Here is a 25,326-nt window from a genome sequence, read left to right on the forward strand (position 1 = left end):
GCCAAAAATTGATATGAAAACAAAAGAAGAAATTCACGCCAAGCTGGATGAGATTCAGAACCTGTTCAACGAACTCTCCAACGCCTCAGTCATCGCCTACGGCAACGAGTACAAGCTCTCCGAGTGGCTCACACCGGTCAGTTATGCGAAAAAGTACACCAAATCCATCTCTACCGTTCAGAACTGGATCGCAAGGGGAGTCGTGCCCGATGCCTGCATGGTGGTAATTCCAGAGCTTAATAATCTGCGCCTGATCAAGGACCAACCCTATCAGACCCGCACCTACGACACTAGGGCCAAGGCCCTGGTTGCTTAATGACCAAACACCCTGCCAGCTTTGCCGACGGGGTGTTTTTTTTACCTAGCCAATTTCACCAAGCCAACTCCCACCAGCACCATCATAACCACACTAGTCACCAGCGCCACCCGTAGCGCCACAAAAGCCAGGTGAGGCCCATTGTTTTTATCCACGGCCATCATCGCCAGGTACAGCGTGAGGTTCAGTATTACCCACATGATCGTGAGCAAAATTCGCTTGGTTGTCGGTCGGTTCATCATCCTTGCAAATGTAAGGATTCTCCCGATCTCTCCACACACAAGCATCTTCCCAGCTACCATGCAATTTTATCTCATCGTAAATTGCAGAAATGATACTCCCCATTATCGATAACGAACTTCCTGCACCATCTTCACAGCCTCATGCAATTCTGCAAACGTCATATCTTTTCCCCAGCTCTTGTAAAGGGCTTCGTTCAACTTTGCAAAGCATGCTTCCAACTCCATTCGTTGTGGATCCGAGAAATTGATAAGTATCTGCTGTGCCGCCCATTCCGTATTTGAGTCGGGGATGGCTTCCAACAATTCCTGTTTTGTTTGTTTGCTCATTATCGTTAAAGTTTCCCACCATTACCCAGATATGGGAAAATTGTGGATGATAAATTCTTTCAGTCTGGTACTCAAAAATTGTTCCGCAATCAATGCATCGCGAGCAGTTTATGTTTATCGCCCCGAAGTTTCTATGCTGCAATGGCCATTCAATTGCGCTAGAGAATTTTCTTTCTTTCCAGGAGGTGATGGTAGAACAACCTCTCCTTTGTCACAAGGGGTGTTACACGTGGATGGGTTGCATATTATTCCTCCTTTTCCTGCTTTGTAAGCTAGGCTACATTTTTCTATCATTGGATTCATCATTTTTTTATCCATCCAGTTAAAGAGTCCCATTAGTTATTGTTTTGGGTTACTGCCAGTTTTTTATATTCCAATAGTTCTTCATGATATCCTCTCGCCAATTACACCGACAGGATCCATCACCACGGTCAGCCTGTGTATCATGGCCGCCTGTTCCAGCGGTGCCAGATCCCGAAACTTCGCCTCCCAGCGGTTCAGCTTCCGGCCGATCCGCTCCCGCTCCCGGTAGTTATCACCCAGGTATTGGTAATCATGCAGCTCCAACGGCTCCGGATAATTCATCCACAACTGTTCAATCGCCCGGCCATGCCTGGTCTGGCTTTCAAACTCAATGAACCGCCATTCGTCCCGGCCTTCAAAGAATTCATAATAGATGTCATTGGGGTAAGTGCTCAGCGCCACCTTCGCAACGCTAAAACCCAACAGATATTCCAATAGCTCCCGATGATCATCATCACTCATCTCGTTTTTGTAACGTGTATTGGAAGAACGAGTGTGCTGCGGATACGGGGGATCAGCATAAATAAATGTATCCTCCCTGTTCATCAAGAGAAACATATTCTCTTCATTCATAAAATCGAAAGCACACCCATTAAAACAGTGCTGTCCCTTTCCTTTTTTTGATTCCATACGCTGCTGGGGTCGATACATTTTCTTAGTGATATCCAGTAATCCAAACTTGGCATAGGAAGAAAATACATCCGCATCTTTTTCAATTACCACACTGTACTGCGCTGGCCGCTTATGCCGATAAATCCCCAGCATCCCGCCAAACAGCTCCACATACACCCGGTGGGGTGGAATCTGATTGATGATGGTCTGGTAAGTTCCACTCCCGGACTTACCGCCAAAGTAGGCGTTACTCTCCATGGCTCACCAGGGCTACATGCTTGATAAAACTCACCATCATCCCGATCGGCACCACGATCGAGAACACCGTCCCCGTCAAAATAAGGGCAATAGTCCAGCCAAATGCCTTCAGGCATTTTATGATAAATAGTAGTAAAATCATGGAAGTTTGTGTTAAGCGATTGGTTTGGGAGTTACAGGTCTAAGCGACCGGTTTACCAGGGCTAAATCCAGGTTCTCCAACAGCCACTGATTGGCCTGCGTCTGTGGGCTATGCTGCAGCCGACTATGAAGCACCTGTGCCACTGATATTGGTATTCTGCAAAGCGGATTGAGTTTGGTCTTTTTCAAGGGCACCGCTGCACATCGCTTTTTCCATGCCGGATAAAACTCCGCCAGTATGATCAATCCCGAAGTAAGGAGTGGTTTTTTATGGTCGGGAGCATCAGCACAAGTGTAATAAGCAAATGCCACAATATCTGCCAAGGCGCGCATCTCAAATTCGGATAGTCGTATCGATAATGGTTCCATCGCGTTACCAGGTAAAAGGTTGATCTGCCTGCCAAAATCCGTTATCGAATTGATAAATCTTATTGGCTCCATGTCCAGTTTTAATGACTCGTGTGTCGAATATTGCAGCCCTCAGTACTTTTCCCTTCCATTTTTCGTAGCCAGAAACCAGCCAGATAAGGTAATTAATTGCGTCGTTCATATTCTTGTGTTTTCGCTGACCGCACTTGCTCCAAAATGCTTTACCTCCGGGCTTTTCCTGAACATGAAATTCCACAATCAACAATGCCCTGGAATCGTCTATCATTTTTTTGTTATCCTCTGGTTTCAATGCTGGGCGTTGCGCATTGAATCGGTTCTTAGGCTTGTACGTTTGCATAATATATTGGGTTTAAATGATTTACTATTCCGAATAGAATCCCTCTCCATAAGTCATCCAATCTTCCACTACCACCACCGTAGCCGGCGTGCGATCGGCCATTTGTCGCTGGCGTTTCGGTTTCAAATATTTCGGTGGTTCAAAGTCCACCGCTTGCTGAGCCAGGTACTGGTTACAGAATGCCTCCTGCCATTTCTTACCCTGACCGGCAAATATGACGTTGTAGTGCTGGAACAGGGCAATCTGGTTCTTTCCATCCACCTCTTTCCTGGGCTTCATATCCTGCCGTAGCTTCTCAAAGTCCCGCCTGGCCGTCCGCAGCAGCGCTTCACACCGTTTCACTTTTTCTGCCTGCTTGTCCGCATAAGCCTCTCGTTGCCGGAAATGTCTTATCGAATCTTTCTTTATCCAGGCTTCAATGCCTACAAACCCCTTGGTGTTCTCCCAGTCAAAATACCCCTTTCCCGGAATGTGAACCGCATAAGGATCAGGGCGATAAGCATCCGGATGGTTGTCATAATACCGGCCAGCTTTGTCCAGTTTGTCCATTTGCAATTGGTAAAAATCCAGCCATTCCTTCTCCGATCGCACATCCGTAAAGTTCTTGAATACACCAGCTGCTATCGCCACTATGGCCAGTTCCTGCTTTTCTTTGCTGAATTCCCGGTGCGGATACACCACCTTCCAGGCATACAGCCAGAAATTCATGAGCATATCGCGGAATCTCGGTTCCAGTCCTTTCGGCATTCCCGGTGCCCAGCCCTCTCGCCAGCGTTCCAGCATATCAGTGGCCTTTGCTCGGCGGTTTCGGTCATTCTCAGCCACGATCTCCGATTTTTCGCGCCGCGCCGCCCCCCCAGTTTGGCTCTGTCCCTGCTGCTCTACCCAGTCATTGAGGGCCATCACGGGGCCGTCTGCTCGACCCTTCTGTCCCTGAATGCTCTCTCCGTACTTAATCAACATATCCGCATTCCCTTTTTCTTTTCCTAAAATCTCTCTGTGGGTACTGTTATGCGGAAAAATTTTCGAATCTTCTGGGGAAAAGGCGGTTTTTGGCGGTTTTTGAGGGCTTCCAGCTTCACCGCTCGCCCCTTGCTCAAACAGAAATTTAGGGCTTATCCACAGCTCAAAAGCCTTCTTATTGCCATGAAATTTGGTCTCAATCATGCCCAAAGCGCGCAGTCGACCTATATGATTACGAACCGTCCTGTCCGTGCAGCGACAGTATTTGGCCAGTCGCACGCAGTTGGTATGCATCGCCGGCAAGTCCTCCATGGTGTACATTCCCTCCGGCATGATCGAGCACGTCCGGTTGTAGCTGTGCACGTATTCCGTCAGTATCGTATGAAACGTAGTCGTCACCGCCTCCGGGATCAGCCCCACGCGTCGGTTAATGATCTGCTCCGAGTCTTTCAATTTCCTTTTCACTTCCACTGTGGGGCATTTGTCATTGTGCTCATCAAAAAACACAGTGGCACGTTTCATCACCTCGCTAGTCTCAATTCTTTGTAGCATTCCGCTAAGAATTTGATTTGTAAAAACATAATTTCCCTTACCCGTCAGCACATGACGATTATGGGTATACGGCACCTTGCCGTTATGGTGTAATGCTACACCACTTGTTTGCGGGTTAGGATTCGAACCTAATAGCAACCTTTACCCGCACAGTCCTCCCCTTACCCCGTGTGCGGAGCTACCCACACACGGCTCGGGGCCTCATTTGTAGAAGTCTGCTCTACCTTGCGGAGACGAGAGGAATCGAACCCCTGCGTTTGCCAGCCCACTACCGGTTTGCACCAGCTGCCGCATCTCCTTTTTTAGATTGGCGACAGCCATCAGCTGCCGCCAGTCTCACTCACGTAAACCCTCTTCCTCTATCATCCCGCCGCAACTGTCGTTACTGCAGGAATATCTTCCCTCCGTCACCGGATCCTAAAAGTATTGCCACTTCATTCTGGATGATTAGTAAAAGCGAGCTGGAAATGTCCATTTCTTCAACCTGGTCCACCACATGCCTGTAAGCATGCCACTCCCAGCTCCCTCTTTCACCTTTGTCATGCACGTATGCAAGCACCTCCGTGTACGGCTTCTGAAACCCGTCCAGCGTATCTTCAAGCCGGTAGCGCATATATGCGTACAGCCTCTCATTAATTTCCGTCCATTTGTAGTTCCAGGTCATTTATGCAGGATTTAAACGGTCAAAAACCAAATCTTCAAACACCCAATGATGACTCAGGACATTGCATTGAGGATCCATTACAAATGCATCAAAGTCCAATTCCCCAATGTATTCTACCCAGGCATATGGGGCGAAATCAACCACACTGTCGTTGATGTTCCGCTCTAATTTTTCCTTTATCCTGTCAAATCGATAACAGTGGGGCTTTTGATGAAACCAGAATGTCTCACCAGCCAGAAACCTTTCACGATTTGTCATTTTCCACCACCTCCTTCCTTCACCTTCATAGCAATTAATCCACCCCTACAAAGTAGCATCAGGTACAAGCCTAAATAAAGGACAATTCCGATCATCTTGCCGACCGTTTTTTGATGGAATACACCACCACGCCGAAAATAGCGATGCAGCCGGCCGCTGCCAGGTATGCAAAGTTGGCGCTGATCAGCTCCGCCACGGCCTCGCCAGTAAGTACAATAGTCAGCACGATCAAAAGGGTTTGTTTGGGATTCATGATAGGTTTACTAGTTTTGGGTTTGATACATTGTAACTTCTAAATCGCTATGCTTTCGCAAAAGCCCATTCACATTCAAAACCATCTTGTAGCTGGATTTGACAAGGTTAACTTCGCGTCTTATGACATTGTCGAGCTCGAATATTTGGCAATTATTTGTGAGAATTTGGGCGTTAAGGGAACCTCCTGTTCTCAGTTTCTCCAAGGTGCCGACTCTGAAATTGAAAGGCAAAAGCGCTGGGCGCGAATAAATAAACTTCACAATACGGGGCTTATCTATGACGAAAGAGACTCTGAAAATTCTGTTGTTGTTTTCCACTATCATGACGATTTACCCAAGTTGCTTTTTCAAAAATTCAGTTTCTTATTCAAGGCAAGTTACCAGCCAGTAGCTGCCACCATACTTTCAATCCCCTTGTCTGCGGATTCTGATTTTCAAGAATCTTCTCTGTCGCACATTACCGAGTTCAAGCTCGAAGAGCCTGTTTATCTTAAAGGCAACACTCCGTATCACTGTGTTTTGAAGAAGGGGCTCTCCGGAATGATCTTAGAAATTACCACTGTGGTTTAGCTCCGTCTACTCTTACCAATCCAAGGTCTGCTGTTCGCCAAGCGATGAAAATATTGCTAAATAATACACCCACTTCTATAAGAGATAACCTCTCCAAATCGCGAGGTATTATTAAACCAATAGGCGCCATTACCTCAATCAAATCTATGATTAACCGAATATCGGTTCCACAATCGGTATGAATTGTATTAAGCCATTTACCGTCATGTTCATCAATCACTCCAATGGCTCTCAAATTAAAATCGATTCTACCCCTGAGTTCATAACCTTTTACGCCCAGTCCTTCCACCAACTTGCGTATCCCTTCTTTCCATTGTTTTTGCGTTGATGTATACCAGCCATCTGTTCTGGGAAACTGGCTCAGTGCATTGCGGGATGCTAAGAAGAAAACTTCATTAGTTTGCCATTCTGGGTGATAAATGGCATCCCAATGTTTCTTTCGTCTATTATCGCGTTCCGTCCGAAAAACAAGAATGTCTGTTTCAGTCACAACTTCACTCATCAGCTGATAGGTTTGCAGTTTTGGCTTACGCCGATTTAGAATTGTTGATTCGATTCGCACCATGCATGGGAGCCATTACCATGGCCCGTTTTTCAAAATCAGCATCCAGGTAATCCACCCGGTAGCGGATGTTGTCGCCTTCGGCAAAAAACCGTAGCCAGCCATCCTTGCGCCACTTCCGTATTGTAGTGAGCGAAACTTTCAGGCGCTCGCATGCTTCCGGTTCCGTGAGGTAAGCCGAGCGGTTCTGCATGCTCAGGATCCGGTCGTTCTGGTACTTCAATGCCTCCAGCAGTTCTATCTGCTCCGCTGGCAGGCTCAGGGCGATGGTCGTGTTCATACTACGGGTGGGTTGATGATACCAGCAATTTTTTCAAGGGCAACGGTAACCCGCTCTATCCGGTCCACGTGGCCACGGCCAGCGTTGGAGTAGGCCTGAGCCACAGAGCGCATATAGTCCACGCCCATCTTGGTGTTAAAGAAATTGTCCGCCGCTGCCAGTTCATTTCGCCAGTTCCCTCCTACCACTTCCTTGGCCCGTCCAAACCTCGCCAGTAACCGTTCTTTTATCGGGATTACCGTTGAGTCAGTCGCGTTTGTTACTTCTTCCATGCTTTTGTAATTTGCGTAAACCTTAATTGAGGTATGCAAATGTATATTTAAAATGTACACTTGTCAAGCTATTTAATACATTTTACGAAAATAAATGACGGACATAGGAAAAAACATCAAGAAAGCCCGGGAAGCGATTAGCATGAGCCAAGAAGAATTTGCAATTAAAATGGGCAAATCTGGACGTGGAACGGTCTCGAACTGGGAAACCGGGAAGAATGAGCCGACTATTTCAGATATCCGAAAAATTGCAGATATTCTCAAAACCACGGTATCCGCTCTCCTTGGAGAAGACATCGTGACGGAAGGATCCCGGCCTGACATGATGTATGTTTCCAAAGACGAGTTTATTGAACTTCAACGCAAAGCGCTAAAACGAGAGGAAGAAGCAAATGAGGAGCTTCGCAAAAGGCTTGAACAAGTCCAAAATGGCTGATGTGCATCTGCCAGGGCAGTCTTAACAGTATTGTATTTACGACCAAGTGTTATGACGGTCACATATTTCAATGAAAAAAAATTATATAAAATTGTATTAGATTTGTAATAAGAGGTTTACAGAATCTGTTTGAGTTTTTGTGAAACTTTGAAGTAAGAATCTTTCGAACTTCCCGAAGCCTGCGGAGATAGGATGTTTTGTAAAGGGGTTGGTTAAGAGGAATATGATTTGAGAATTTTGACGATTAACCCCCCTGAGGTTACTATGCTAATGTATTCCACTAACGTATTTTTAAAACACTATATTCAAGTTAATTATTTCAAAGATGTCCATTATGTATGGTGTAGTGAACACTTTGATAGCAAGTCGGCTGCGAAATACAGTATTGGCTCCCTCGTTCCCGCAAGTTCCAATCCCGCTGACATATATCGGGAATTAAAAAGAGATGTAACTTCGGGAGATAGACATAGTTCTAAAATTATTTCTCAGCAAGCTTCGTTGAAACTTTTGGCGACTAAATGGGAAAATGCGGGCATAATCACGCAGGACATGAAGGACGAAATTTATGTATTATCTGACAGATGGGATTTTGACCTTTGGAGACCACTTTTATATATTATTCCTCGCCCCCCCGTCGAAAATAGGTTGCAGCTGGTACCACTAACTAATCGAGCCGGACTAGGGAATGAGTATATTTTGCAAGATTTAAAGGGAGCTGAATTTCAAATAATTGAGTTGTAGTATGCTTACTTCACTATCAAATACAAAAAAGGAAGTTGCCGAAATGGTTTTGGTTAAGTTAACCGAAAGCCTTTTGCCAAATCCCTTTGTTGATCCGACCATTCAAGAAACAACTAACCCATTGCACAATGCTGTATTGAGTGAGATTCGGCGAAAAAGTGGGTTAAATAAAAATGACATTTCGGAAACTGCTAAAACTGCTATTCTTAAGAAACTTTCTAGCGAGCTTTCCGACCTGGTGCTATCAGTGGACAAAAAGAGGAATGCGCTCAATCGAATACAGCAAAAAAGAACGTTCAATCAATTTCTCATCAGTTATGAATTTGAATTTGCGAAGTTTGAACAACTAGGAATGACTAAATTAGAGATCGAAGATGCAATCTCTAATCCTGATCTTTCCGAACACCTTAATGAGATCATTAATATTGATGAAGATAAGTCAACTATGATTTTTGTTAAAGAGTTGAAGAATAAATCAAATGATGAAACCTACACACTTTTAGTTCATGTCGAAAGAAATGCGGACATATTGATGTTTTCTGCTGCTTGGCGAATTTTTTCATCTGATGTTGTTCGAAATGAATATGAAACACCCTCGGAGCTACTAAAAAAATTCATCGACAAAAAAGGTCTATTTTTTAAGATCAGCAAATCCTTTAAGAAAAAACTTGTCATAGAAGAAACACCTTTCTTGGTGGCATCCCCGATAGTTAATCCCGTACTTGCCGTGAAAATCATCGATGAATCACGAGAAACCTACCTTTGTCTTGCTATTAGGCGCGTACCAAGTGTAAATGTTATGAAGGTACGACTGGCTTACGTCATGAATATTACCTCATATAAAAGATCTCTGAGGGAGCACGGTTTTAAAATTGCTGACTAAATTTTGAAATTCATGGCTAAAAATATACGAAAGCGGTTATTTGTTTCAGTTTTGTTTCAGTATACCAGATTAGGATTAATATCAAACCACTAAATATCAATTGTTTAAGTAATATTTCCTGTGACACCCTATGGGTCACAAAACCGTGCATTTAGAGGGTAACTTCTTTCACGAAAATTTTACAAAATTAAGCTCGCTTTTAGCGGGCTTTTTTGTTTTTTGGGGTTTTGGGAAATTTTGGCGGGGCGGAATTTTGGAAATGGTATTAAAAATAATACCTTTAACCTCGTGCACGTATATTTTCATCAACAGAAAACAACATTGAATATTGAAATCAAGTGAGCTTCACCGGCTCATCCAGAGAAATGGGTGGACTGTCCTAAGATCGAGTGGGAGCCACTACATCTATGAGAAAGATGGAAAACGATACCCGGTACCTTTCCATGGAGCAAAAGAAGTTCATGAGGGCCTTAGGAAGCGGATTGCGAAAGAGATGGATCTAAAATAATTAACGGCAGCAGCTCGTCAATTCAAAATATACAAACAGCAAATGAATACAATCAAAGTGGTGATCGGGGCGAGTACGGATACATTTAGTGCGTACAGTGACGATGTGCCGGGAATCTGGGGTGAGGGGCTAAGTGTGGCCGAAGCGAAGCAGTCGTTTCTGGATGCGATCACGCTAACCACGCAGTATAATACAGAAGACAATATTCCCGATTCTCTTAAGACGGAGTACCAGATCATCTGGAAAATGGATGTAGAGAGTCTTATCAGTCACTACAAAGGCATATTCACCGCCGCCGCTTTGGAGCGGATTACTGGTATCAATCAGCGACAGCTTAGTCATTATGCCACAGGATTAAAAAGACCACGCCCGGCGCAGAAGAAGAAAATTGAAGAAGCGCTGCATAAACTTGGCTCTGACCTTCTGGCTGTGGAGCTGTGATTAAGGACAGTTTCTACCTCACCTTCACATGCACCCCATTGCCAGCGACCTTCTCCGTAACCACGGTTCCGTCAGGCATGACCACCTCCAGCTTGTGGGCAAGGTTGTCGGCGTATGGGTTGATGTAAAACCAGGCCGTTTTACCATTTTTCGACTGGCTCAAAACAATACCGCGGCGGTCGTAGTGTGCATCTACAATGTTATTGCCGGCAATGGAATCAGGAACAATCCAGGCTTTGCCATCAATCCGAAACTTGAGATATTGCCTGACGCCTCCGTCCACTGCACCAAAAGTGTCGTTGTACAGCTTGATGCCAAAATAAGAAAGATCCGAACCGCCATTGTATCCATGGTATCCAGGCTCATTGGCTTTGGCTACGTGCGGAAAGCCGGGTTGCGCAATGCGTGAGCCATCCGGATGCCAGGACCCCTTGGGGTCATCCCAGTTTTTGGCGCTTTGTTTGCCTGTCCCACCCCACTCTACATACAAATTCCCATAAATCTGAGAAAGAAATGCATAGGCGATCAGCAGATTCGGGTCGAGAGGCAGCTTGTCATGGAAGTAATACTGCCCATCCTTGTACCAGTACTGGTAGGCATTGTTGGGTTTCCATTCGTGCACGGCGAAGAGGAATATACCGGCCTTGTAGCCCATTCTTTTATAAAGCTCCATCCGGTATAAGCTACCAAACAGCGCCCCGTTCAGGTTGTCCGGTGCATTCAGGTAAATGGCTTCCGTAATCAGATTGGTGGAAGAAAGGGTACCACCAGGACTGTAATCGGTCCGGGGAAATTGACTCACAGGAATTTTGAACAAACTTTTTTTCTTCGCCCTTTCCGAGGCACTGTTCCCATCCCCCAGTTTGAATGCATCGGGCCAGAACATAAAATAGTTATGACCTATAAAATACGGAATACCACGGGCGCCAAAATTGGCCTCATAGCGCTGCCTGAATCGTTTGTAAAAATGCCCCCACATCGGTTCACCAGGCGCCATGTAGGAGGATCCTTCCATGGTTTCGCCAATCCACAATGCATGTCCGGCATCTGCCTGCTCCGCTTTTTGGATGGCTTCTTTTTCGGTTAAGGGCCCGGTGGGCCAGTATTTACGATTATGTCCGCTAACCCACCTGTCCTCACCTTTCACGGCCAGATTCATAAATGCCTCGGGCCGTGGCACTTCGTCATAGGTCATGCCGGCGTTTTTTAGCTTTTCTATTTTAGGAACGCTTTCATGCTGGATCTCATATTTGGAAAGGTGCGTAACACCCTTTTTCAAAACGGTCTCCGTGCTCCACTCACCCTTTTTTGCGACCCAAAAGTGCCCCTTAGGCAATTTCATATCCGGAGCGGCGTCGGCCCATGCGGTAAGCTGCGTTTCGGGATTGTAGATTTTGGGTATCGGATTGATAAAACCTCCGGCGGGGCTATCCACATTGAACACCACCGTACTCAACGCCGCCGTATTACCCTCGTTGAATATATGTCCGGCCTGGGGATCATAGAAATACGAGCGTTCCCGGTCCGACCATTTGGCTAAAGACTCCAGACCTGGCTTGGTCTGCATTTTTAATACACGCAACGGATTGTTGCTCTGATATCTGTAATTTTTAAGAGGTGTGCTTTGGGTGAGTAACACCCCATTCACCAAATAGCGGAATTCGTAACCCGCTGCCGGCTTGTCTGTGGCTTCGTCATTGAGGATCCAGTTTTCGGATGTACCGGTAATAACCAGATCCAGATGTTTGGTATAACCTCTTGCTATGTATTTCACCTGCCCTTGCCCGGAGGTTCGGAGACCGGCATTGCTGGCAGGAATGGTGAAGAATTTTTCTGATGCGCCCTGACAAGTATTTCCTGCCAGGCGCAGTTTGTATTTACCTGGTTTCAGGTTATTCAGCGGCACCAATATATCGGATGAAGCGGGTACAATCGAAGACGATACCGTAAGCTTACCCTGGCTATCAAAAACGCTGGCGGTAATCCCGAACACGTTTATACCCGAAAACTGCACCCTTGCTCTTTCAGAATTAACTGAATAGATTTCCATAATATCAGGACCTGCCTCACACTTGGCCAGGGCACGAGCCGATGCCCCGGCTAAAACAGAGAATGCCATTTCCGAACTTCCGGTACAGGTAGTCCCGGAAAGAACCAGCCGGTACTTGCCCGGTTTCAGATTATTGAGCGGAACGGTGATTTCAGGGGAGGTCGGGACGATCCTGGATACCATCAGTTTTTTGCCCTGACTATCAAAAACGCTCGCATCCAGTCCAAATACATTGATACCGTAAAATTGAACTTTCGCCTGCTCGGGAGTAATGTCGTAGATCTTTACAATTTTAGGTCCGGCATCACATTTTTTAATGGCCCCACCTGGGTTGGACTTATTCTGGGCTACGGCATCAAGTCCCACCAATGCCAGCATGGTTATCAACAATAATCTGTTTATCATATTCACTCTAGGAATGGCAGTACATGCAACACGCCCTGCCCTTTCATTGGTTTGATTTCTGATTGCAAGGTCATCATTAACGAACAAAAACCAAGGTTCGTGCCATATCACTATTCATTATAAAGCAAATGATCTTATTGAGCGGGGGCGTATATTTGCAGATATCCTCTTGGAGAGTATTGGACTATACCTCCATGCATCTTTATTCAAGTAAGTTGGCACACAATGTTTCTTTTTTAAAAAACCTCAAATACCCTATAAATGAAAAAAACCACTGCAAAAGGGTTAAATATTCTCTTATCCGGACTGGTCGGCCTCATGATGCTCGGCGGCTGTAACAGCAAAAATAATACCGACGCCAGTGATGTTCAAAAACCGGTGGTCATTGGCTACGTGGGTGGGTTTCATGGCTTGCTGAAAACCGAAAGAATTGAAGCCAACAAGCTTACCCATATCAACTACGCATTTATGGATATCAAAAACGGCAAAGCTTTTCTTTCCAATGAAAAAACGGATTCCACAAACTTCCGAAAACTAAATCTTCTCAAAAAAGACAATCCCGACCTGAAAATATTAATTTCCATTGGCGGGTGGGCATGGAGCGAAAACTTTTCCGATGCCGTACTTACCGACTCGGCCCGACAAGTATTTGCCAAAAGTTCGGTAGCGATCATCAAGCAATATAAACTCGACGGGGTCGATATCGACTGGGAATACCCCGGAATGCCCGGTGAAGAGGGAAACGTATTCAGGCCTGAGGACAAGCAGAATTTCACCGAAATGTTTCACGCTATACGAAACGAACTCGATCTTCTGGAAAAAGAGTCGGGACAGAAAAAACTCCTTACCACCGCTGTAGCCGGTTTTGCGGAATGGTTGCCGTTTGTTGAGATGGACAAGGCTGCCCGGTATCTCGACTATGTGAACCTGATGACATACGACCTTTTCGTGGGCGACACGGCCGTGAATCATGCCGGACTTTATAAATCCAAGTTTTATAACTCAGACAGAAATGCGGATCATTGTGTGAATGCCTTTATTGCTGCGGGGGTTCCGGTAGAAAAGCTGGTTTTGGGCATCCCCTTCTATGGCCGGTCATTCACCCTGAAGGAGGACGCCGACATTCCCATTGGGAAAAAATTCGTATCCCAGGCTTACATCGACGGCTATACATTCATTAAAGACAGCCTTGTTGACCAGAGAGGTTACAAAAAAGACCGGGATACCTTCGCCAACGTGCCCTATATCTACAATGCGGCCACCAGAACGGTGATCAGCTTCGATGACGAAAAATCAGTCCGGAGAAAATGCCAGTATGTGATGGACAAAAAAATGGCAGGCGTGATGTTCTGGGAATACGATTCCGACGCCAAAGGATATCTCCTGAACGAAATCACACAAACCCTCAAATGAGAATAAAAAACGTTTTGTGGCTTTTTGCTCTGATGCTTGCTGTCCATACAGCAGGCTTTGGCCAGGGGTCTCAGAAAAAAGCCCGCTTCAACGTCCTTGCTATTGCCGAAGGCGGTGGACACCATGTCGCATATTCGAAAGAGGCAAAGATCTGGCTCAATAAGCTGGCAGCGGAAGAAAATCTCAAAATTGATTTCCTGGAAAACACCGATAAGATCAACGCGGAATTCCTGTCAAACTATCAGCTTTTTATACAGCTGGACTTTGTTCCCTATGCCTGGAAACCTGAAGCAGTAGCCGCTTTTGAAAAATATATTACTGAAGGACGAGGTGGCTGGATCGGCTTTCACCATGCAACCCTTTTAGGCGAATTTGACGGATACAAAATCTGGCCCTGGTTCTCCGATTTCATGGGTGGCATTCGCTATAAAAATTACATCGCTGATTTCGCCGCCGCTACGGTAATAGTGGAAGACAATAAACACCCGGTCATGAAGGGAATTCCTTCCACATTTTTTGTCAAACAAGAAGAATGGTACGTATACGACAAAAGTCCCAGACCCAATGTGGAGGTGCTCGCAAGTGTGGACGAGAATACCTACACACCCGACTCGAAGATCAAAATGGGCGACCATCCGGTGATTTGGTCCAACCTAAACGTGAAGGCCAGGAATGTTTATATTTTCATGGGTCATTCCCCGATGCTGTTCGAAAGTACCGACTACAAACGGCTGTTTAAAAATGCTATATTCTGGGCAGCGGAGAAATAGAGTAAATATTTCACGGTACTTACCGCTCCCTTGTCGAATTCTAAAATTGAAGTAACACCTACGGGCATAAACGCCTAATTACTTTCTGCATCTTTAAGCAAAGAGTCCAGTTTTAAAGAGTCCGAATCAGGCAAGGCACCAGGCAATGCACGATCCAGTTGCTTGGACTTGTTCCATGGTGCCGTGGTCCGGCTGGACATGTCATAACTGATGTAGGCAAACAAACTTACAAAGGCAATAAACACAATTATAAAAACACGACGATTCCTGTTCGATTTCTCCATCTTATGACACTTCTCTGATCTGCCTGGCTGTGGTGTAGGATATAAATTTTAATGTTTTCGAAGAAATTTCACTCCAGCCCAGGCCATCGGCTTCCAGAATCACAATACCACATTTGGACATGGACCCAATATCTGCACCGGATAAATATTCGGCAAAATAAGTAATGTCTGGATTGTGACCCACCAGCACGACGGTTCCTGTCGTATCGGCAATGTCGTTAATCACACCGAGGTAGGCCCGGGGGCCTCCGTCATAAAGTAATTGCTTTTGAATAATGGACTGAGAATCAAACGCAATCTGATCGGCCAATATTACGGCCGTCTGTGCCGCTCTGGGAGCCGAACTTGTCACAATGATATCTGCAACGACATCATTATTCGCCAGCCATTTGCCCATGACCAGCGCATCGGCTTTCCCTTTACCGACCAGTTCTCTTTGGAAATCTCGGATCATCATTGTCTGATCCTCGGCTGTTGCGTGCCGAACCAGAATAAGCCTTTTTTTCATCGTCATAAATTTTCCAAAAATAAACAATCTGCATGAGTCTGTTCAATTACAAGCCGTAAATAATATTTGGTAAATGTATTTAACCATTCAATTATCAATAATTACCTTCGAACACTATTTGACCAATAGTCTGGGACAATAAATACTTAATTTTGTTGAAGTTGTATGTTAAATCGCGGCCCGGGTGCGCTTTGGACAAAGGGTAAGGTTCAATTCAAAGGTTTCGGAATACGGCAAAACATCAATTATTCAAAAATACAGATACCAATAATACTTATGTTACAATTCCTTAAATATGTACTGGCCACCTTTGTCGGCCTGATTTTATTTGTTTTTCTATCCATTTTTCTCCTGGCCGGCATTGGCACCATGCTTTCCTCTGAGGAGCAAGTAGCGCTCACCGAAAAATCCGTACTACGACTTGATCTTAATAAACCCATCCAGGAAGTAGGTGTAGAAAATCCCTTTGCTGAAATAGGCGGCCCTTTTGGCGGCGGCGAGAACGTAATCGGCTTAAACGACATCCTGGTTGCTCTGAAGAGTGCAAAAGAGGATAAAAACATCTCCGGCATTTTCCTCAAAACCGAAGGACCACAGGCTGGATGGGCCACGTTGGAAGAAATCAGAAACCAGCTCTTAGACTTCAAAAAATCGGGCAAATTCATTGTCACTTATGGCGAGTCATACAGTGAAAAAGGGTATTACCTTGCGTCCGTTTCCGATAAAATATATTTAAACCCGGCGGGAGGAATGGAATGGAACGGGATATCTGCCGAGTATCAGTTTTTTAAAGGAACCTTTGATAAGCTCGGTATCAAGCCGGAGGTTTTTCGTGTAGGGGAGTTTAAAAGTGCGATCGAGATGTTTTCGCGCCAGGACATGAGCGAAGCAAGCAAAAAACAATCATCGGAACTCATTGGCGCAATCAATGGCAACCTGCTGAAAAACATTTCAGCGTCTCGGAAAATATCTGTTGAGCAACTCAAAAGCCTTGCCGACTCGCTGGCAGTGGAAGACCCTCAATCCGCTCTGAAGTATAAATTCGTGACGAATCTGGGTTACTGGGACGAGTTTGAAACGGGTTTAAAGAAGGATCTGAAACTGGAAAACAAAAAAGAGGTTACCTATGTCAGTCTGGGTAAATATTTGAAAAGCGACCTCAAAAAGGAAGATGGCGATTTCAACAAACGTGTGGCAGTGATTGTGGCGGAGGGCGAAATCACATCAGGTGAAGGTGGGGATCAATCCATCGGCTCCGAAACTTTTGTGAAAGAATTGAAAAAGGCACGTGACAACGATAAAGTGAAGGCCATTGTGTTACGTATCAACTCACCAGGGGGTAGTGCTCTTGCATCGGACGTTATGTGGAGAGAGATAGAGCTCACTTCTAAAAAGAAACCAATCATCGCGTCCATGTCGGATGTTGCTGCTTCGGGAGGATATTACATGGCCATGGGTTGCGACACCATTGTTGCACAGCCCAATACCATCACAGGCTCTATCGGAATTTTTGGACTGATCATGAATGTCACCGACTTCATGAATAATAAACTCGGTGTGACGTTTGACGGCGTAGGAACCAGCCCGCATGCCGACTGGCCCACAGCCACGCGTGATATGACCGATTTCGAGAAATCGCGTATTCAGCAAAGTGTTAATCAAGGCTATGCTAACTTTACCAATAAGGCAGCGGCCGGCAGAAAAATGTCGGTAGAAAAGCTCAGAGGTCTGGCGCAGGGCCGTGTCTGGTCGGGGGTTGAAGCCAAGGAAAATGGCTTGGTAGACGTGCTGGGCGGCATCGACGACGCTGTTCAAATTGCTGCAAAAGCGGCAAAGCTAAAAGACGGAGAGTACCGGGTAAGATACTTCCCTGAAAAGAAAAAACCGCTTGAAGAACTCTTCGAAAAGATGATGGGTGATTCGGAAGAGAAATTGATGACCAGCCAATTGGGTGAGCTGGCGCAATATGCAAAAACGTATAAAAAATTAATGAACATGGGTGGCCTGCAAACTCGGATGCCATTCGAACTGGTCATACGGTAACCCCGAAACAGGTTCTAAATCCACGTTTTTTAGAAAATCCCTCCGAACCATTGGTTCGGAGGGATTTTTCATTACGCGTATTCTGAACAGACAGCAGCTAAGCCTCTTTTCCCGTCTTGGTGTCTATTTCCTTTCTGGTTATGAGCACGGCATGTTGATTTGGTGCGATGTCCACGCCATCTAAACGGGCGTAGACCTTTGTAAATTCTGCACCAAAATAGAGGATTATGGAGGAATAATAAACCCAGGTAAGCAAAATCACGATAGACGCCGAAGTTCCGTACGTGGCTCCCAAATCAGCCTGCCCAATGTAAAAAGTAATCACAAATTTGCCTATCAAAAACAGGACTGCCGTAAAGGTGGCACCCACAATACATTCTTTCCAGCGAAGATATCCATCTGGAAGTACTTTGAAAATCACTGTAAATAAGGCTGTGATGATGACGAGAACCAGCGCCATATTAACAATGTAAAAGATGATTACCGACGCCTCAGAAAATACCCTTTCCAGCCTTGCGCTCAAAAGGTCCACCATGGCATTAATGCCTAGTGATACCAGTAACAAAAATCCAAGCGTAAGGATAATGGAGAAAGAAAGAAGCCGGTTCCGGAGGTACTTCAACCAGCCTTTTTTGGGCTTTGATTTAATGGACCAGATATAATTGATTGAATCCTGGATTTCGGCGAAAACACCGGTGGCACCAATCAGCAAGGTCCCTACTCCGATTGCCGCCGCCACGCCCGACTTGTTGGACAACTCGGCATTCCTGATAATTTCCTGAAGCTGCAACGCTGCGTTAGCCCCTACCAGTCCACTAATCTGCCCAAACAATTCTCCCTGAATGTCATTGTTTTTGAAAAAGAACGTCAGTACCGAAATGATGACCAGCAACATGGGTGCCAACGAAAATATCGTGTAGTAAGACAAGGCGGCACTTAACTTGAGACCATTGTCTTCAAGAAATTCGCTAGCGGTATCTTTGAGGAGTGAAATATAAAGTTTTATTGTTTTCATAAGGCTTGTGTTATATACGCTATCCGTTTTGGTACAAAATTTTCATACCAGGGATGGCAGAAAGCCAATTACAAAAAGGATTCAGGTATTAATAGATATTACTCCGGTACGGATAAATCAGTTTGACTCCTGGAAACGCACAAATTAGAGCAATAAGCCCGCAAGCGTAGCCGACATGTATGACGCAAGTGTACCGCATATCAAGGCCTTAAATCCCAGCCTTGCCAAATCCGCACGCCGCGATGGGGCAAGTTCGCCAATACCACCCACCTGGATGGCTATTGAACTGAAATTGGCAAAACCGCACAGCGCAAAGCTTGTAATTACAATCGTCTTATGATCCAGTGTATCTTTCAGTTTTACCAAATCAAGGTAGGCTACGAATTCGTTGATCACCATTTTGGTACCCATCAAGGAACCGGCCGCCTCAATATCTTTCGCAGGTACACCCATGGCCCATGCAAAAACAGAGAATACCTTTCCAAGCAGGAAGTTAAAGCTCAGTTGCGGAAATGAAAAAATACCGCCTACCAGTCCGAGCAGGTAATCCAAAAGTGCTACCAGGGCAATAAAGCCGATCAGCATCGCAATTACATTGAAACCTACTTTTAAGCCCTCTCCCGCCCCGGCTGCAATCGCATCGAGCAGATTGGCATGGGTTTTCTGAATTTCCAGCTTCACGGCCCCTTTTGTATTGGATTGCTCTGTTTCCGGAAATACGATTTTGGAGATAACCAAAGCCCCGGGAGCGGCCATGAGGCTGGCTGCAATTAAGTATGGAGCAGGCACACCCAAAGAAATGTAAACGGCCATCACTCCCCCGGCAATACAAGCAAAGCTCCCCGTCATGGAAGCCATGAGCTCCGAATTGGTCATATTTTTAAGATAGGGCTTTATCATGATCTGGGCCTCTACCTGCCCAACAAATGTGCTGGCTACATTGGATACCGCTTCGGCGCCGCTTACACCCATAAGCCAGTATACGCCACGTGCAATGACAGATACAACCCGCTGCATGATGCCAAGGTGATAGAGCATATTCACCAATACAGCTACAAAAATGATAGTGGGAATAACCTTAAAGAAGAACACAAAGTCATTTCCAGGCCCAAAGGCGCGCTGCATCAGATCGGGGCGAACCAATGTACCAAAAACAAAATCGGCACCCTTATCTGAAAATGAAAGGAGTTTCTGAACCTTAGCACCAAGCCATTGGAATATAGCCTGCCCGATATCCGTTCTTAATATGAAAACAGCCAAAGAAAATTGTATCGCCAGGCCCACACCCACCGTCCGGTAGTTAATCGCTTTACGATTGTTGGACATGGCATACGCTATTCCTAAAATTAATACAATACCAATCAGCCCGGTAAATCTTTCCATGTGTAATAAGTTGATGCCAGTTTAGAGCCTGTTGAAATTCGAAATGTAAAATAGGTTATGAGTCATTTTTTAATAGCCTAAGTCAAATGTAACATGGATAGCTGAAAACCATCACACGCGAACGTTCGTAAAACCAGAACGAAACGCCCATCACCCGGTTGCAGTATAAAAATAGCTCTAACAAATTAAGGAATGAATTTTAAGCAGTCTCCTATAAAGCTGCAAAATAGCAAACTTATCAGAAGTAAGCGCCAACGCATGGAAAATAACTGATCTGTCGGGATCACAAGCCCTTACGAGTCGGAACCACTCATGACGGGACAACCTATATGAAGATGAAAAGTCCTGGAATTAATTGGATATAACGAACAAATGCGCCTGCTATGTTTTACATCGAAGCTATTCGCGTATTCAGTGTTTCTGCGTGCCGGTGGATAATCTTCCATTCTTTGCCCTCTTTTTTAAATAAGACAGTCACGCCAAGATCCATTGTCTTGCCGTCCGGGGACTTGTAATGCTCGGTTTGCTGAAGAGATCCAAAATGATCACCCGCCTGGCAGGAGATCCGCTCATAGGAATAAGCACTCCCTTCTGCCACCTGACTCGCGAACCATTCAAGCCTCTGCTCTACTGAATTCCAGCCTTTTACCTCTATTCCGCTTGAACCACAGAAAATGCTTACGTCATCGCTACGAGACCAAAGCGCTCTTGTTTTTTCTGGATTTCCGCTGGTCAATGCTCTGTTTGCCTCTTGCATTTTGGTAATCAGATGCTCATATCCCGGCTCAGTAGTGCTTTCAGGAAAAATGTTAAATTTTTCCTCATCCACCCTGGCTCCTTCACCTGCAGTTTTTGATTTGTATTTGAATGAAGATGCAACCAGCATAATCAAAATGAACACTGCAACATTATTTTTCATACTTAGCTGTGTGTAAATTTATTCTTATCGATTTATATAACAGTTCACAATTAATTCAGAGACTGCCTCATCAGAGAATATAACGGTATTAGTCACCGAAAATTTTTTATGGTTACAAATTTTCAATAAAATTTTGATATAAAATAGCGTACAATTACCTGATTTTAAGGTATCTAAGCATAACCTTAACGTCTACACGTACAATTCACTCGAAATCCACCTCCACAAATCTAAATTTTGAGCAAATAATCATACTGAATGGACAAGAAATGACCGGTTTCCGTAAAAAGGAAAATGCCCCACTTCTTTCGAAATGAGGCATTTTGTCTGTTTAAAAGCAGGTATCAATATCCTAAAACCGGAGAAAGCCATTTTTCAATTTCTTCTAAAGGCATCTCTTTTCTCCTTGCATAATCTTCGACCTGATCCTTAAATATTTTACCAACAGGGAAATATCGGCTATCCGGATGAGAAAAATACCAGCCACTTACACTGCTTGCAGGATACATGGCGTAGCTTTCTGTCAATGTGATCCCCAATTGCTCTGCTTGCAATAAATCAAAAAGCATTCGTTTTTCTGTATGGTCAGGACAGGCGGGATAGCCCGGAGCGGGACGTATTCCGCGATAGGTCTCTTTGATAAGCTCTTCATTTGTAAATTGCTCATCAGGCATATATCCCCAAATCTCCTTCCGTACACGTTCGTGCATAAGCTCTGTAAGGGCCTCCACCAACCGATCCGCTATCGCTTTCACCATGATACTATTATAGTCATCATGATCCTTTTCAAATTTCTCAATCAAAGCTTCGATGCCTATACCGGCAGTAACGGCAAAACCACCCAGGTAGTCCATGTGACCGCTTTCCAATGGGGCTACAAAATCGGACAAACAATAATTGGGCAAATTGGCGGCCTTTTGACTTTGCTGACGAAGGTGATGCAATACAACTGCCGTATCTGCAATCAACTCCCCTGCACTAACCTGCTCACCAGCCGGCCGACTTATTTTATATTCAATATGATCCCGTGTACCATGACTTTCTCCGGACAAGGTGTTTTCTTCAAAGTGATGTAATACAATATCATCCCCTATGGCGTTAGCTGGCCAGAAACCAATCACTGCTTTCGCTTTCAAACTTTTGTCCCGGATAATTTGCCCAAGAAGAACCGCCGCATCTTCGTACAATTTCATGGCCTCACTGCCTACGACTTTGTCCTCAAAGATCTGCGGATACTTCCCATGAAGCTGCCAGGTCTGGAAAAACGGCGTCCAGTCGATGTATCTGGCAATATCCGCCAGATCGTAATCGTCGTAAATTCTGGTCCCCAAAAACTGGGGCTTCGTAGCGGTGAAATTACTCCAGTCAATCTTCGCCTTGTTATCACGCGCCTTCTCGATATGAACGTGTGCTTTTTCTCCGCCCCGCTTCGCATGATCTTCACGGAGCTTGGCATATTCACCTTTTATGTCAGATAATACCTGCGCCTGGCTCGCATCGCTTTGGATTAACTTTCCTGCAACCGGAACCGATCGCGATGCATCCAGCACATGTATGACTGGTCCTGAATAATTCGGGTCTATTTTCACCGCGGTGTGAATACGGGAGGTAGTGGCACCACCTATCAATAACGGCATGGTAAAATTCCGCCTTTCCATCTCCTTCGCCACACCTACCATCTCATCAAGCGAAGGTGTAATCAAGCCCGAAAGGCCGATTATATCCACATTGTGTTCCAAAGCTGCCGCCAGAATTTTGTCTGTGGGAACCATCACACCCAGATCTATGATCTCATAATTATTACATCCCAAAACCACTCCCACGATATTTTTACCAATGTCATGGACGTCACCCTTCACCGTAGCCAACAGGATTTTCCCGGCAAAAGAGGAGCCTTCCTGCTTTTCGGCTTCTATAAATGGCTGAAGAAATGCTACTGCCTTTTTCATCACTCTGGCAGATTTCACAACCTGTGGCAGGAACATTTTTCCAGCCCCGAACAAATCCCCCACGATGCTCATTCCATCCATTAAGGGTCCTTCAATTATTTCCAGCGGACGATTGAACATGGGTAAACATTCTGCCACATCCTCTTCAATGTAATCTGCATTTCCTTTCACCAAGGCATGGCTAATCCGTTCGGTCACGGAGAGTGTTCTCCAGGTAAGGTCCGGGCCGGTGGCTACTTTGCCCTTATCTTTTATGGTCTCTGCAAATGTGATCAATCGGTCGGTTGCATCCGGACGGCGGTTTAGCAGCACATCCTCCACGAGCTCCAAGGTCTCTTTAGGTATTTCATCATAGATCCCTAGCTGACCAGCGTTTACAATCCCCATGTCCATTCCGGCACGAATGGCATGATACAGAAATGCGGTATGGATGGCTTCGCGAACGGGCTCGTTACCTCTGAAACTAAATGAGACGTTGGAGACACCTCCTGATACCTTTGCATGCGGCAGATTTTCCTTGATCCACCGTGTGGCATTGATAAAGTCCACCGCATAGTTATTATGCTCTTCCATACCCGTCGCAACGGTCAGGATGTTTGGGTCAAAAATGATGTCCTGCGGTGGGAAACCCACTTCTTCAACCAATATTTTATAAGCACGGCTACAGATTTCAATCCTTCGTTCCAGGTTATCTGCCTGGCCGGTTTCGTCAAACGCCATGATTACGGCGGCTGCACCGTACCGAAGTACATTTCTGGCCGACTCTTTAAACTTCTCTTCTCCTTCTTTAAGGGAAATAGAATTGACAATAGCCTTACCCTGAACACATTTCAGACCGGCCTCGATTACTTCCCATTTGGATGAATCTATCATCACAGGTACTCTGGATATGTCAGGCTCAGCAGCCATGAGATTGAGGAATGTCTTCATCGCTTCCACCCCGTCAATCATCCCCTCATCCACATTCACATCAATTACCTGAGCGCCGTTTTCCACCTGATCTCTGGCAACCGACAGGGCTGCATCATAATCTCCGTTACGTATTAATCTTGCAAACATTTTGGACCCGGATACATTACAGCGCTCCCCAATGTTGACATAGTTGGTGAGTGCGGTGATGTTCATCGGCTCAAGGCCCGACAACTTCAAAACGGGTTCCGACTCGGGAAGGGGCCTCGGCCTGTATTTTGCGGCAAGATCTGCAATGACCCGAATATGTCCCGGCGTGGTTCCGCAGCAGCCACCGATGATATTGATCAGACCATCCCGCAGGAATCCATCTATGACTTCACCCATTTGCTCAGGTGATTCGTCATACTCCCCCATTTCGTTCGGCAAGCCCGCATTCGGGTGGGCAGACGTGTAGAAAGGCGAATTACTCGCCAAAATCTGAACATAAGGACGCATGAGGTCAGCACCCAGGGCACAGTTCAAACCCACGGAAAGTAATGGAAGATGCGAAATGGAGGTCAAAAAAGCCTCGGTGGTTTGTCCGGATAGCGTACGCCCGGAAGCATCCGTAATCGTACCCGACACCATGATCGGCAGAACCTCCCCTTTTTTCACTTTCCAGGACGGCAGCACTTCCACCTTTCCCTCTTTCGCATCAACAAAAAATTTATCTATCGCGAACAACGCGGCCTTGGCATTCAGGGTATCAAACACGGTTTCGACTAGCAGCAAATCGCACCCGCCATCGGTTAACCCTTTTATTTGTTCATAATATGCTTCAACCAGTTGGTCAAAACTTACAGCCCGATAGCCCGGGTTGTTTACATCAGGTGAGAGTGATGCCGTGCGGTTTGTGGGCCCCATAGAACCTGCGACGAAGCGGGGCCGGTCGGGATTTTGTGCAGTAAACTCGTCCGCAACCTCTCTGGCCAAACGGGCGGATTCAAAATTCAGCTCGTAAACCAGTTCCTCCATACCATAATCGGCCATGGCAATGGTAGTTCCGGAGAAAGTATTGGTCTCTGCAATATCGGCACCGGCATCAAAATAAGCAGCATGGATTTCCTTAATAACATCGGGACGAGTCAACGAAAGCAAATCGTTGTTCCCTTTCACGTCGTGAGGCCAGTCTTTAAAACGCTCCCCACTGTAATCGTAATCTTCTAATTTGTAGCGTTGAATCATCGTTCCCATCGCACCATCCAGTACAAGGATTCGTTTTTTCAAAATTTCACGAATATCGTTTTGTTGTGTAGCTACCATTACCTCTGGTTACAAGTGAATAAAAGTTTGTGCAGAAGATTTCACACTTTTACACGGATACAA

29 protein-coding genes and 1 tRNA gene are annotated in these 25,326 nt (G+C 45.5%); 9 read left to right on the top strand and 21 right to left on the bottom strand.

Going from position 1 to position 25,326, the window contains the following annotated elements; all coding sequences use genetic code 11:
- The first annotated feature begins 13 nt into the window (after positions 1-13).
- Positions 14-316: a hypothetical protein gene (locus tag DYADSP32_RS11675; RefSeq protein ID WP_149242566.1), complete on the top strand. Its 303-nt coding sequence runs from the start codon at positions 14-16 to the stop codon at positions 314-316.
- Positions 317-357: 41 nt separating this feature from the next.
- On the opposite strand, the gene DYADSP32_RS11680 is transcribed toward DYADSP32_RS11675, so the two are convergent.
- The 11 genes from DYADSP32_RS11680 to DYADSP32_RS11730 all read right to left on the bottom strand — a co-directional run bounded on the left by DYADSP32_RS11680 (position 358) and on the right by DYADSP32_RS11730 (position 5,616).
- Positions 358-618 carry a hypothetical protein gene (locus DYADSP32_RS11680; protein ID WP_414617703.1) on the bottom strand — a complete coding sequence of 87 codons (261 nt, stop codon included), beginning with the start codon at positions 616-618 and terminating at the stop codon, positions 358-360.
- 42 nt (positions 619-660) lie between these two features.
- Positions 661-885 (bottom strand): hypothetical protein, encoded by a 225-nt coding sequence (locus tag DYADSP32_RS11685; RefSeq protein ID WP_149242564.1) that lies wholly within the window; start codon positions 883-885, stop codon positions 661-663.
- Between the two features lie 384 nt (positions 886-1,269).
- The gene (locus DYADSP32_RS11690) at positions 1,270-2,058 is read right to left on the bottom strand and encodes a DNA adenine methylase (protein WP_149242563.1); all 789 of its coding nucleotides are present in this window, start codon (positions 2,056-2,058) and stop codon (positions 1,270-1,272) included.
- Positions 2,048-2,200, bottom strand: a complete 153-nt coding sequence (locus tag DYADSP32_RS11695) for a hypothetical protein (protein ID WP_414617704.1) — start codon at positions 2,198-2,200, stop codon at positions 2,048-2,050. Before DYADSP32_RS11695 ends, DYADSP32_RS11690 begins: the two co-directional genes overlap by 11 nt.
- Positions 2,201-2,211: 11 nt before the next feature.
- Positions 2,212-2,568: a hypothetical protein gene (locus DYADSP32_RS11700; RefSeq protein ID WP_149242562.1), complete on the bottom strand. Its 357-nt coding sequence runs from the start codon at positions 2,566-2,568 to the stop codon at positions 2,212-2,214.
- A gap of 4 nt (positions 2,569-2,572) precedes the next feature.
- A complete protein-coding gene (locus DYADSP32_RS11705) occupies positions 2,573-2,926 on the bottom strand; it encodes a hypothetical protein (RefSeq protein WP_149242561.1) in 354 nt (117 codons plus the stop codon).
- 24 nt (positions 2,927-2,950) lie between these two features.
- Complete coding sequence (locus DYADSP32_RS11710) at positions 2,951-4,441, bottom strand: hypothetical protein (RefSeq protein ID WP_149242560.1); 1,491 nt, start codon at positions 4,439-4,441, stop codon at positions 2,951-2,953.
- A 228-nt stretch (positions 4,442-4,669) separates the two neighbouring features.
- Positions 4,670-4,739: transfer RNA gene (locus tag DYADSP32_RS11715), tRNA-Ser, on the bottom strand.
- An 84-nt stretch (positions 4,740-4,823) separates the two neighbouring features.
- Positions 4,824-5,105, bottom strand: coding sequence for a hypothetical protein (locus DYADSP32_RS11720; protein WP_149242559.1), 282 nt, complete (start codon positions 5,103-5,105; stop codon positions 4,824-4,826).
- On the bottom strand, positions 5,106-5,363 hold the full coding sequence (locus tag DYADSP32_RS11725; protein WP_414617705.1) for a hypothetical protein: 258 nt from the start codon (positions 5,361-5,363) through the stop codon (positions 5,106-5,108). It lies immediately after the preceding gene.
- 91 nt (positions 5,364-5,454) lie between these two features.
- Positions 5,455-5,616 carry a hypothetical protein gene (locus tag DYADSP32_RS11730; RefSeq protein WP_414617706.1) on the bottom strand — a complete coding sequence of 54 codons (162 nt, stop codon included), beginning with the start codon at positions 5,614-5,616 and terminating at the stop codon, positions 5,455-5,457.
- A gap of 49 nt (positions 5,617-5,665) precedes the next feature.
- Between DYADSP32_RS11730 and DYADSP32_RS11735 the strand changes: the two genes are divergently transcribed.
- Entirely contained in the window at positions 5,666-6,187 is a 522-nt protein-coding gene (locus DYADSP32_RS11735; RefSeq protein ID WP_149242558.1) for a hypothetical protein, read from the top strand.
- On the opposite strand, the gene DYADSP32_RS11740 is transcribed toward DYADSP32_RS11735, so the two are convergent.
- The 3 genes from DYADSP32_RS11740 to DYADSP32_RS11750 are packed head-to-tail and all read right to left on the bottom strand — an operon-like array spanning position 6,171 to position 7,301.
- Positions 6,171-6,689, bottom strand: coding sequence for a hypothetical protein (locus tag DYADSP32_RS11740; RefSeq protein ID WP_149242557.1), 519 nt, complete (start codon positions 6,687-6,689; stop codon positions 6,171-6,173). The genes DYADSP32_RS11735 and DYADSP32_RS11740 overlap by 17 nt on opposite strands.
- A 25-nt stretch (positions 6,690-6,714) precedes the next feature.
- The gene (locus DYADSP32_RS11745; RefSeq protein ID WP_414617707.1) at positions 6,715-7,029 is read right to left on the bottom strand and encodes a helix-turn-helix domain-containing protein; all 315 of its coding nucleotides are present in this window, start codon (positions 7,027-7,029) and stop codon (positions 6,715-6,717) included.
- On the bottom strand, positions 7,026-7,301 hold the full coding sequence (locus DYADSP32_RS11750; protein ID WP_149242556.1) for a hypothetical protein: 276 nt from the start codon (positions 7,299-7,301) through the stop codon (positions 7,026-7,028). Before DYADSP32_RS11750 ends, DYADSP32_RS11745 begins: the two co-directional genes overlap by 4 nt.
- Before the next feature lie 94 nt (positions 7,302-7,395).
- Between DYADSP32_RS11750 and DYADSP32_RS11755 the strand changes: the two genes are divergently transcribed.
- The 4 genes from DYADSP32_RS11755 to DYADSP32_RS11770 all read left to right on the top strand — a co-directional run bounded on the left by DYADSP32_RS11755 (position 7,396) and on the right by DYADSP32_RS11770 (position 10,310).
- Positions 7,396-7,737, top strand: a complete 342-nt coding sequence (locus DYADSP32_RS11755; protein WP_149242555.1) for a helix-turn-helix domain-containing protein — start codon at positions 7,396-7,398, stop codon at positions 7,735-7,737.
- A 742-nt stretch (positions 7,738-8,479) separates the two neighbouring features.
- The gene (locus DYADSP32_RS11760; RefSeq protein ID WP_149242553.1) at positions 8,480-9,361 is read left to right on the top strand and encodes a hypothetical protein; all 882 of its coding nucleotides are present in this window, start codon (positions 8,480-8,482) and stop codon (positions 9,359-9,361) included.
- A 328-nt stretch (positions 9,362-9,689) separates the two neighbouring features.
- Positions 9,690-9,869 carry a type II toxin-antitoxin system HicA family toxin gene (locus DYADSP32_RS11765; protein ID WP_414617708.1) on the top strand — a complete coding sequence of 60 codons (180 nt, stop codon included), beginning with the start codon at positions 9,690-9,692 and terminating at the stop codon, positions 9,867-9,869.
- A 42-nt stretch (positions 9,870-9,911) separates the two neighbouring features.
- The gene (locus DYADSP32_RS11770; RefSeq protein ID WP_149242552.1) at positions 9,912-10,310 is read left to right on the top strand and encodes a type II toxin-antitoxin system HicB family antitoxin; all 399 of its coding nucleotides are present in this window, start codon (positions 9,912-9,914) and stop codon (positions 10,308-10,310) included.
- Positions 10,311-10,323: 13 nt separating this feature from the next.
- Here DYADSP32_RS11770 and DYADSP32_RS11775 read toward each other — a convergent pair whose 3' ends face one another.
- Entirely contained in the window at positions 10,324-12,765 is a 2,442-nt protein-coding gene (locus tag DYADSP32_RS11775) for a hypothetical protein (RefSeq protein ID WP_149242551.1), read from the bottom strand.
- 261 nt (positions 12,766-13,026) lie between these two features.
- Here DYADSP32_RS11775 and DYADSP32_RS11780 point away from each other — a divergent pair, with 261 nt between their 5' ends.
- Together DYADSP32_RS11780 and DYADSP32_RS11785 are read left to right on the top strand one after the other, a co-directional pair.
- The gene (locus DYADSP32_RS11780) at positions 13,027-14,178 is read left to right on the top strand and encodes a glycoside hydrolase family 18 protein (protein WP_149242550.1); all 1,152 of its coding nucleotides are present in this window, start codon (positions 13,027-13,029) and stop codon (positions 14,176-14,178) included.
- Entirely contained in the window at positions 14,175-14,948 is a 774-nt protein-coding gene (locus tag DYADSP32_RS11785; protein ID WP_149242549.1) for a ThuA domain-containing protein, read from the top strand. The genes DYADSP32_RS11780 and DYADSP32_RS11785 overlap by 4 nt, the downstream gene beginning before the upstream one ends.
- Positions 14,949-15,022: 74 nt before the next feature.
- On the opposite strand, the gene DYADSP32_RS11790 is transcribed toward DYADSP32_RS11785, so the two are convergent.
- The gene (locus DYADSP32_RS11790) at positions 15,023-15,232 is read right to left on the bottom strand and encodes a hypothetical protein (RefSeq protein WP_149242548.1); all 210 of its coding nucleotides are present in this window, start codon (positions 15,230-15,232) and stop codon (positions 15,023-15,025) included.
- Between the two features lies 1 nt (position 15,233).
- Positions 15,234-15,740 carry a histidine phosphatase family protein gene (locus tag DYADSP32_RS11795; RefSeq protein ID WP_149242547.1) on the bottom strand — a complete coding sequence of 169 codons (507 nt, stop codon included), beginning with the start codon at positions 15,738-15,740 and terminating at the stop codon, positions 15,234-15,236.
- Positions 15,741-16,016: 276 nt separating this feature from the next.
- On the opposite strand from DYADSP32_RS11795, the gene sppA reads away from it, so the two are divergent.
- The gene (gene sppA / locus DYADSP32_RS11800; RefSeq protein WP_149242546.1) at positions 16,017-17,783 is read left to right on the top strand and encodes a signal peptide peptidase SppA; all 1,767 of its coding nucleotides are present in this window, start codon (positions 16,017-16,019) and stop codon (positions 17,781-17,783) included.
- Positions 17,784-17,880: 97 nt separating this feature from the next.
- Here sppA and DYADSP32_RS11805 read toward each other — a convergent pair whose 3' ends face one another.
- The 4 genes from DYADSP32_RS11805 to metH form a co-directional block, all read right to left on the bottom strand.
- On the bottom strand, positions 17,881-18,798 hold the full coding sequence (locus DYADSP32_RS11805; RefSeq protein ID WP_149242545.1) for a YihY/virulence factor BrkB family protein: 918 nt from the start codon (positions 18,796-18,798) through the stop codon (positions 17,881-17,883).
- A gap of 144 nt (positions 18,799-18,942) precedes the next feature.
- Positions 18,943-20,181: a nucleoside transporter C-terminal domain-containing protein gene (locus tag DYADSP32_RS11810; RefSeq protein ID WP_149242544.1), complete on the bottom strand. Its 1,239-nt coding sequence runs from the start codon at positions 20,179-20,181 to the stop codon at positions 18,943-18,945.
- Between the two features lie 388 nt (positions 20,182-20,569).
- Positions 20,570-21,100 carry a nuclear transport factor 2 family protein gene (locus DYADSP32_RS11815; protein ID WP_149242543.1) on the bottom strand — a complete coding sequence of 177 codons (531 nt, stop codon included), beginning with the start codon at positions 21,098-21,100 and terminating at the stop codon, positions 20,570-20,572.
- Between the two features lie 344 nt (positions 21,101-21,444).
- Positions 21,445-25,263 carry a methionine synthase gene (gene metH, locus DYADSP32_RS11820; protein WP_149242542.1) on the bottom strand — a complete coding sequence of 1,273 codons (3,819 nt, stop codon included), beginning with the start codon at positions 25,261-25,263 and terminating at the stop codon, positions 21,445-21,447.
- Positions 25,264-25,326 lie beyond the last annotated feature (63 nt).

It is taken from the genome of Dyadobacter sp. 32 (genome assembly GCF_902506755.1).
Taxonomy (GTDB): Bacteria; Bacteroidota; Bacteroidia; order Cytophagales; family Spirosomataceae; genus Dyadobacter.

Excerpts from the sequence above, each read along its gene's own strand:
- DYADSP32_RS11810 (WP_149242544.1), bottom strand. The coding sequence starts at position 20,181 with ATGGAAAGATTTACCGGGCTGATTGGTATTGTATTAATTTTAGGAATA.
- DYADSP32_RS11720 (WP_149242559.1), bottom strand. The coding sequence starts at position 5,105 with ATGACCTGGAACTACAAATGGACGGAAATTAATGAGAGGCTGTACGCA.
- DYADSP32_RS11730 (WP_414617706.1), bottom strand. The coding sequence starts at position 5,616 with ATGAATCCCAAACAAACCCTTTTGATCGTGCTGACTATTGTACTTACT.
- DYADSP32_RS11680 (WP_414617703.1), bottom strand. The coding sequence starts at position 618 with ATGGTAGCTGGGAAGATGCTTGTGTGTGGAGAGATCGGGAGAATCCTT.
- DYADSP32_RS11815 (WP_149242543.1), bottom strand. The coding sequence starts at position 21,100 with ATGAAAAATAATGTTGCAGTGTTCATTTTGATTATGCTGGTTGCATCT.
- DYADSP32_RS11770 (WP_149242552.1), top strand. The coding sequence starts at position 9,912 with ATGAATACAATCAAAGTGGTGATCGGGGCGAGTACGGATACATTTAGT.
- DYADSP32_RS11735 (WP_149242558.1), top strand. The coding sequence starts at position 5,666 with ATGCTTTCGCAAAAGCCCATTCACATTCAAAACCATCTTGTAGCTGGA.
- DYADSP32_RS11725 (WP_414617705.1), bottom strand. The coding sequence starts at position 5,363 with ATGACAAATCGTGAAAGGTTTCTGGCTGGTGAGACATTCTGGTTTCAT.
- DYADSP32_RS11755 (WP_149242555.1), top strand. The coding sequence starts at position 7,396 with ATGACGGACATAGGAAAAAACATCAAGAAAGCCCGGGAAGCGATTAGC.
- DYADSP32_RS11750 (WP_149242556.1), bottom strand. The coding sequence starts at position 7,301 with ATGGAAGAAGTAACAAACGCGACTGACTCAACGGTAATCCCGATAAAA.
- DYADSP32_RS11785 (WP_149242549.1), top strand. The coding sequence starts at position 14,175 with ATGAGAATAAAAAACGTTTTGTGGCTTTTTGCTCTGATGCTTGCTGTC.
- DYADSP32_RS11675 (WP_149242566.1), top strand. The coding sequence starts at position 14 with ATGAAAACAAAAGAAGAAATTCACGCCAAGCTGGATGAGATTCAGAAC.
- DYADSP32_RS11795 (WP_149242547.1), bottom strand. The coding sequence starts at position 15,740 with ATGAAAAAAAGGCTTATTCTGGTTCGGCACGCAACAGCCGAGGATCAG.
- DYADSP32_RS11775 (WP_149242551.1), bottom strand. The coding sequence starts at position 12,765 with ATGATAAACAGATTATTGTTGATAACCATGCTGGCATTGGTGGGACTT.
- DYADSP32_RS11790 (WP_149242548.1), bottom strand. The coding sequence starts at position 15,232 with ATGGAGAAATCGAACAGGAATCGTCGTGTTTTTATAATTGTGTTTATT.
- DYADSP32_RS11780 (WP_149242550.1), top strand. The coding sequence starts at position 13,027 with ATGAAAAAAACCACTGCAAAAGGGTTAAATATTCTCTTATCCGGACTG.
- DYADSP32_RS11740 (WP_149242557.1), bottom strand. The coding sequence starts at position 6,689 with ATGAGTGAAGTTGTGACTGAAACAGACATTCTTGTTTTTCGGACGGAA.
- DYADSP32_RS11685 (WP_149242564.1), bottom strand. The coding sequence starts at position 885 with ATGAGCAAACAAACAAAACAGGAATTGTTGGAAGCCATCCCCGACTCA.
- DYADSP32_RS11745 (WP_414617707.1), bottom strand. The coding sequence starts at position 7,029 with ATGAACACGACCATCGCCCTGAGCCTGCCAGCGGAGCAGATAGAACTG.
- metH (WP_149242542.1), bottom strand. The coding sequence starts at position 25,263 with ATGGTAGCTACACAACAAAACGATATTCGTGAAATTTTGAAAAAACGA.
- DYADSP32_RS11700 (WP_149242562.1), bottom strand. The coding sequence starts at position 2,568 with ATGGAACCATTATCGATACGACTATCCGAATTTGAGATGCGCGCCTTG.
- DYADSP32_RS11695 (WP_414617704.1), bottom strand. The coding sequence starts at position 2,200 with ATGATTTTACTACTATTTATCATAAAATGCCTGAAGGCATTTGGCTGG.
- DYADSP32_RS11690 (WP_149242563.1), bottom strand. The coding sequence starts at position 2,058 with ATGGAGAGTAACGCCTACTTTGGCGGTAAGTCCGGGAGTGGAACTTAC.
- sppA (WP_149242546.1), top strand. The coding sequence starts at position 16,017 with ATGTTACAATTCCTTAAATATGTACTGGCCACCTTTGTCGGCCTGATT.
- DYADSP32_RS11710 (WP_149242560.1), bottom strand. The coding sequence starts at position 4,441 with ATGCTACAAAGAATTGAGACTAGCGAGGTGATGAAACGTGCCACTGTG.
- DYADSP32_RS11805 (WP_149242545.1), bottom strand. The coding sequence starts at position 18,798 with ATGAAAACAATAAAACTTTATATTTCACTCCTCAAAGATACCGCTAGC.
- DYADSP32_RS11760 (WP_149242553.1), top strand. The coding sequence starts at position 8,480 with ATGCTTACTTCACTATCAAATACAAAAAAGGAAGTTGCCGAAATGGTT.
- DYADSP32_RS11705 (WP_149242561.1), bottom strand. The coding sequence starts at position 2,926 with ATGCAAACGTACAAGCCTAAGAACCGATTCAATGCGCAACGCCCAGCA.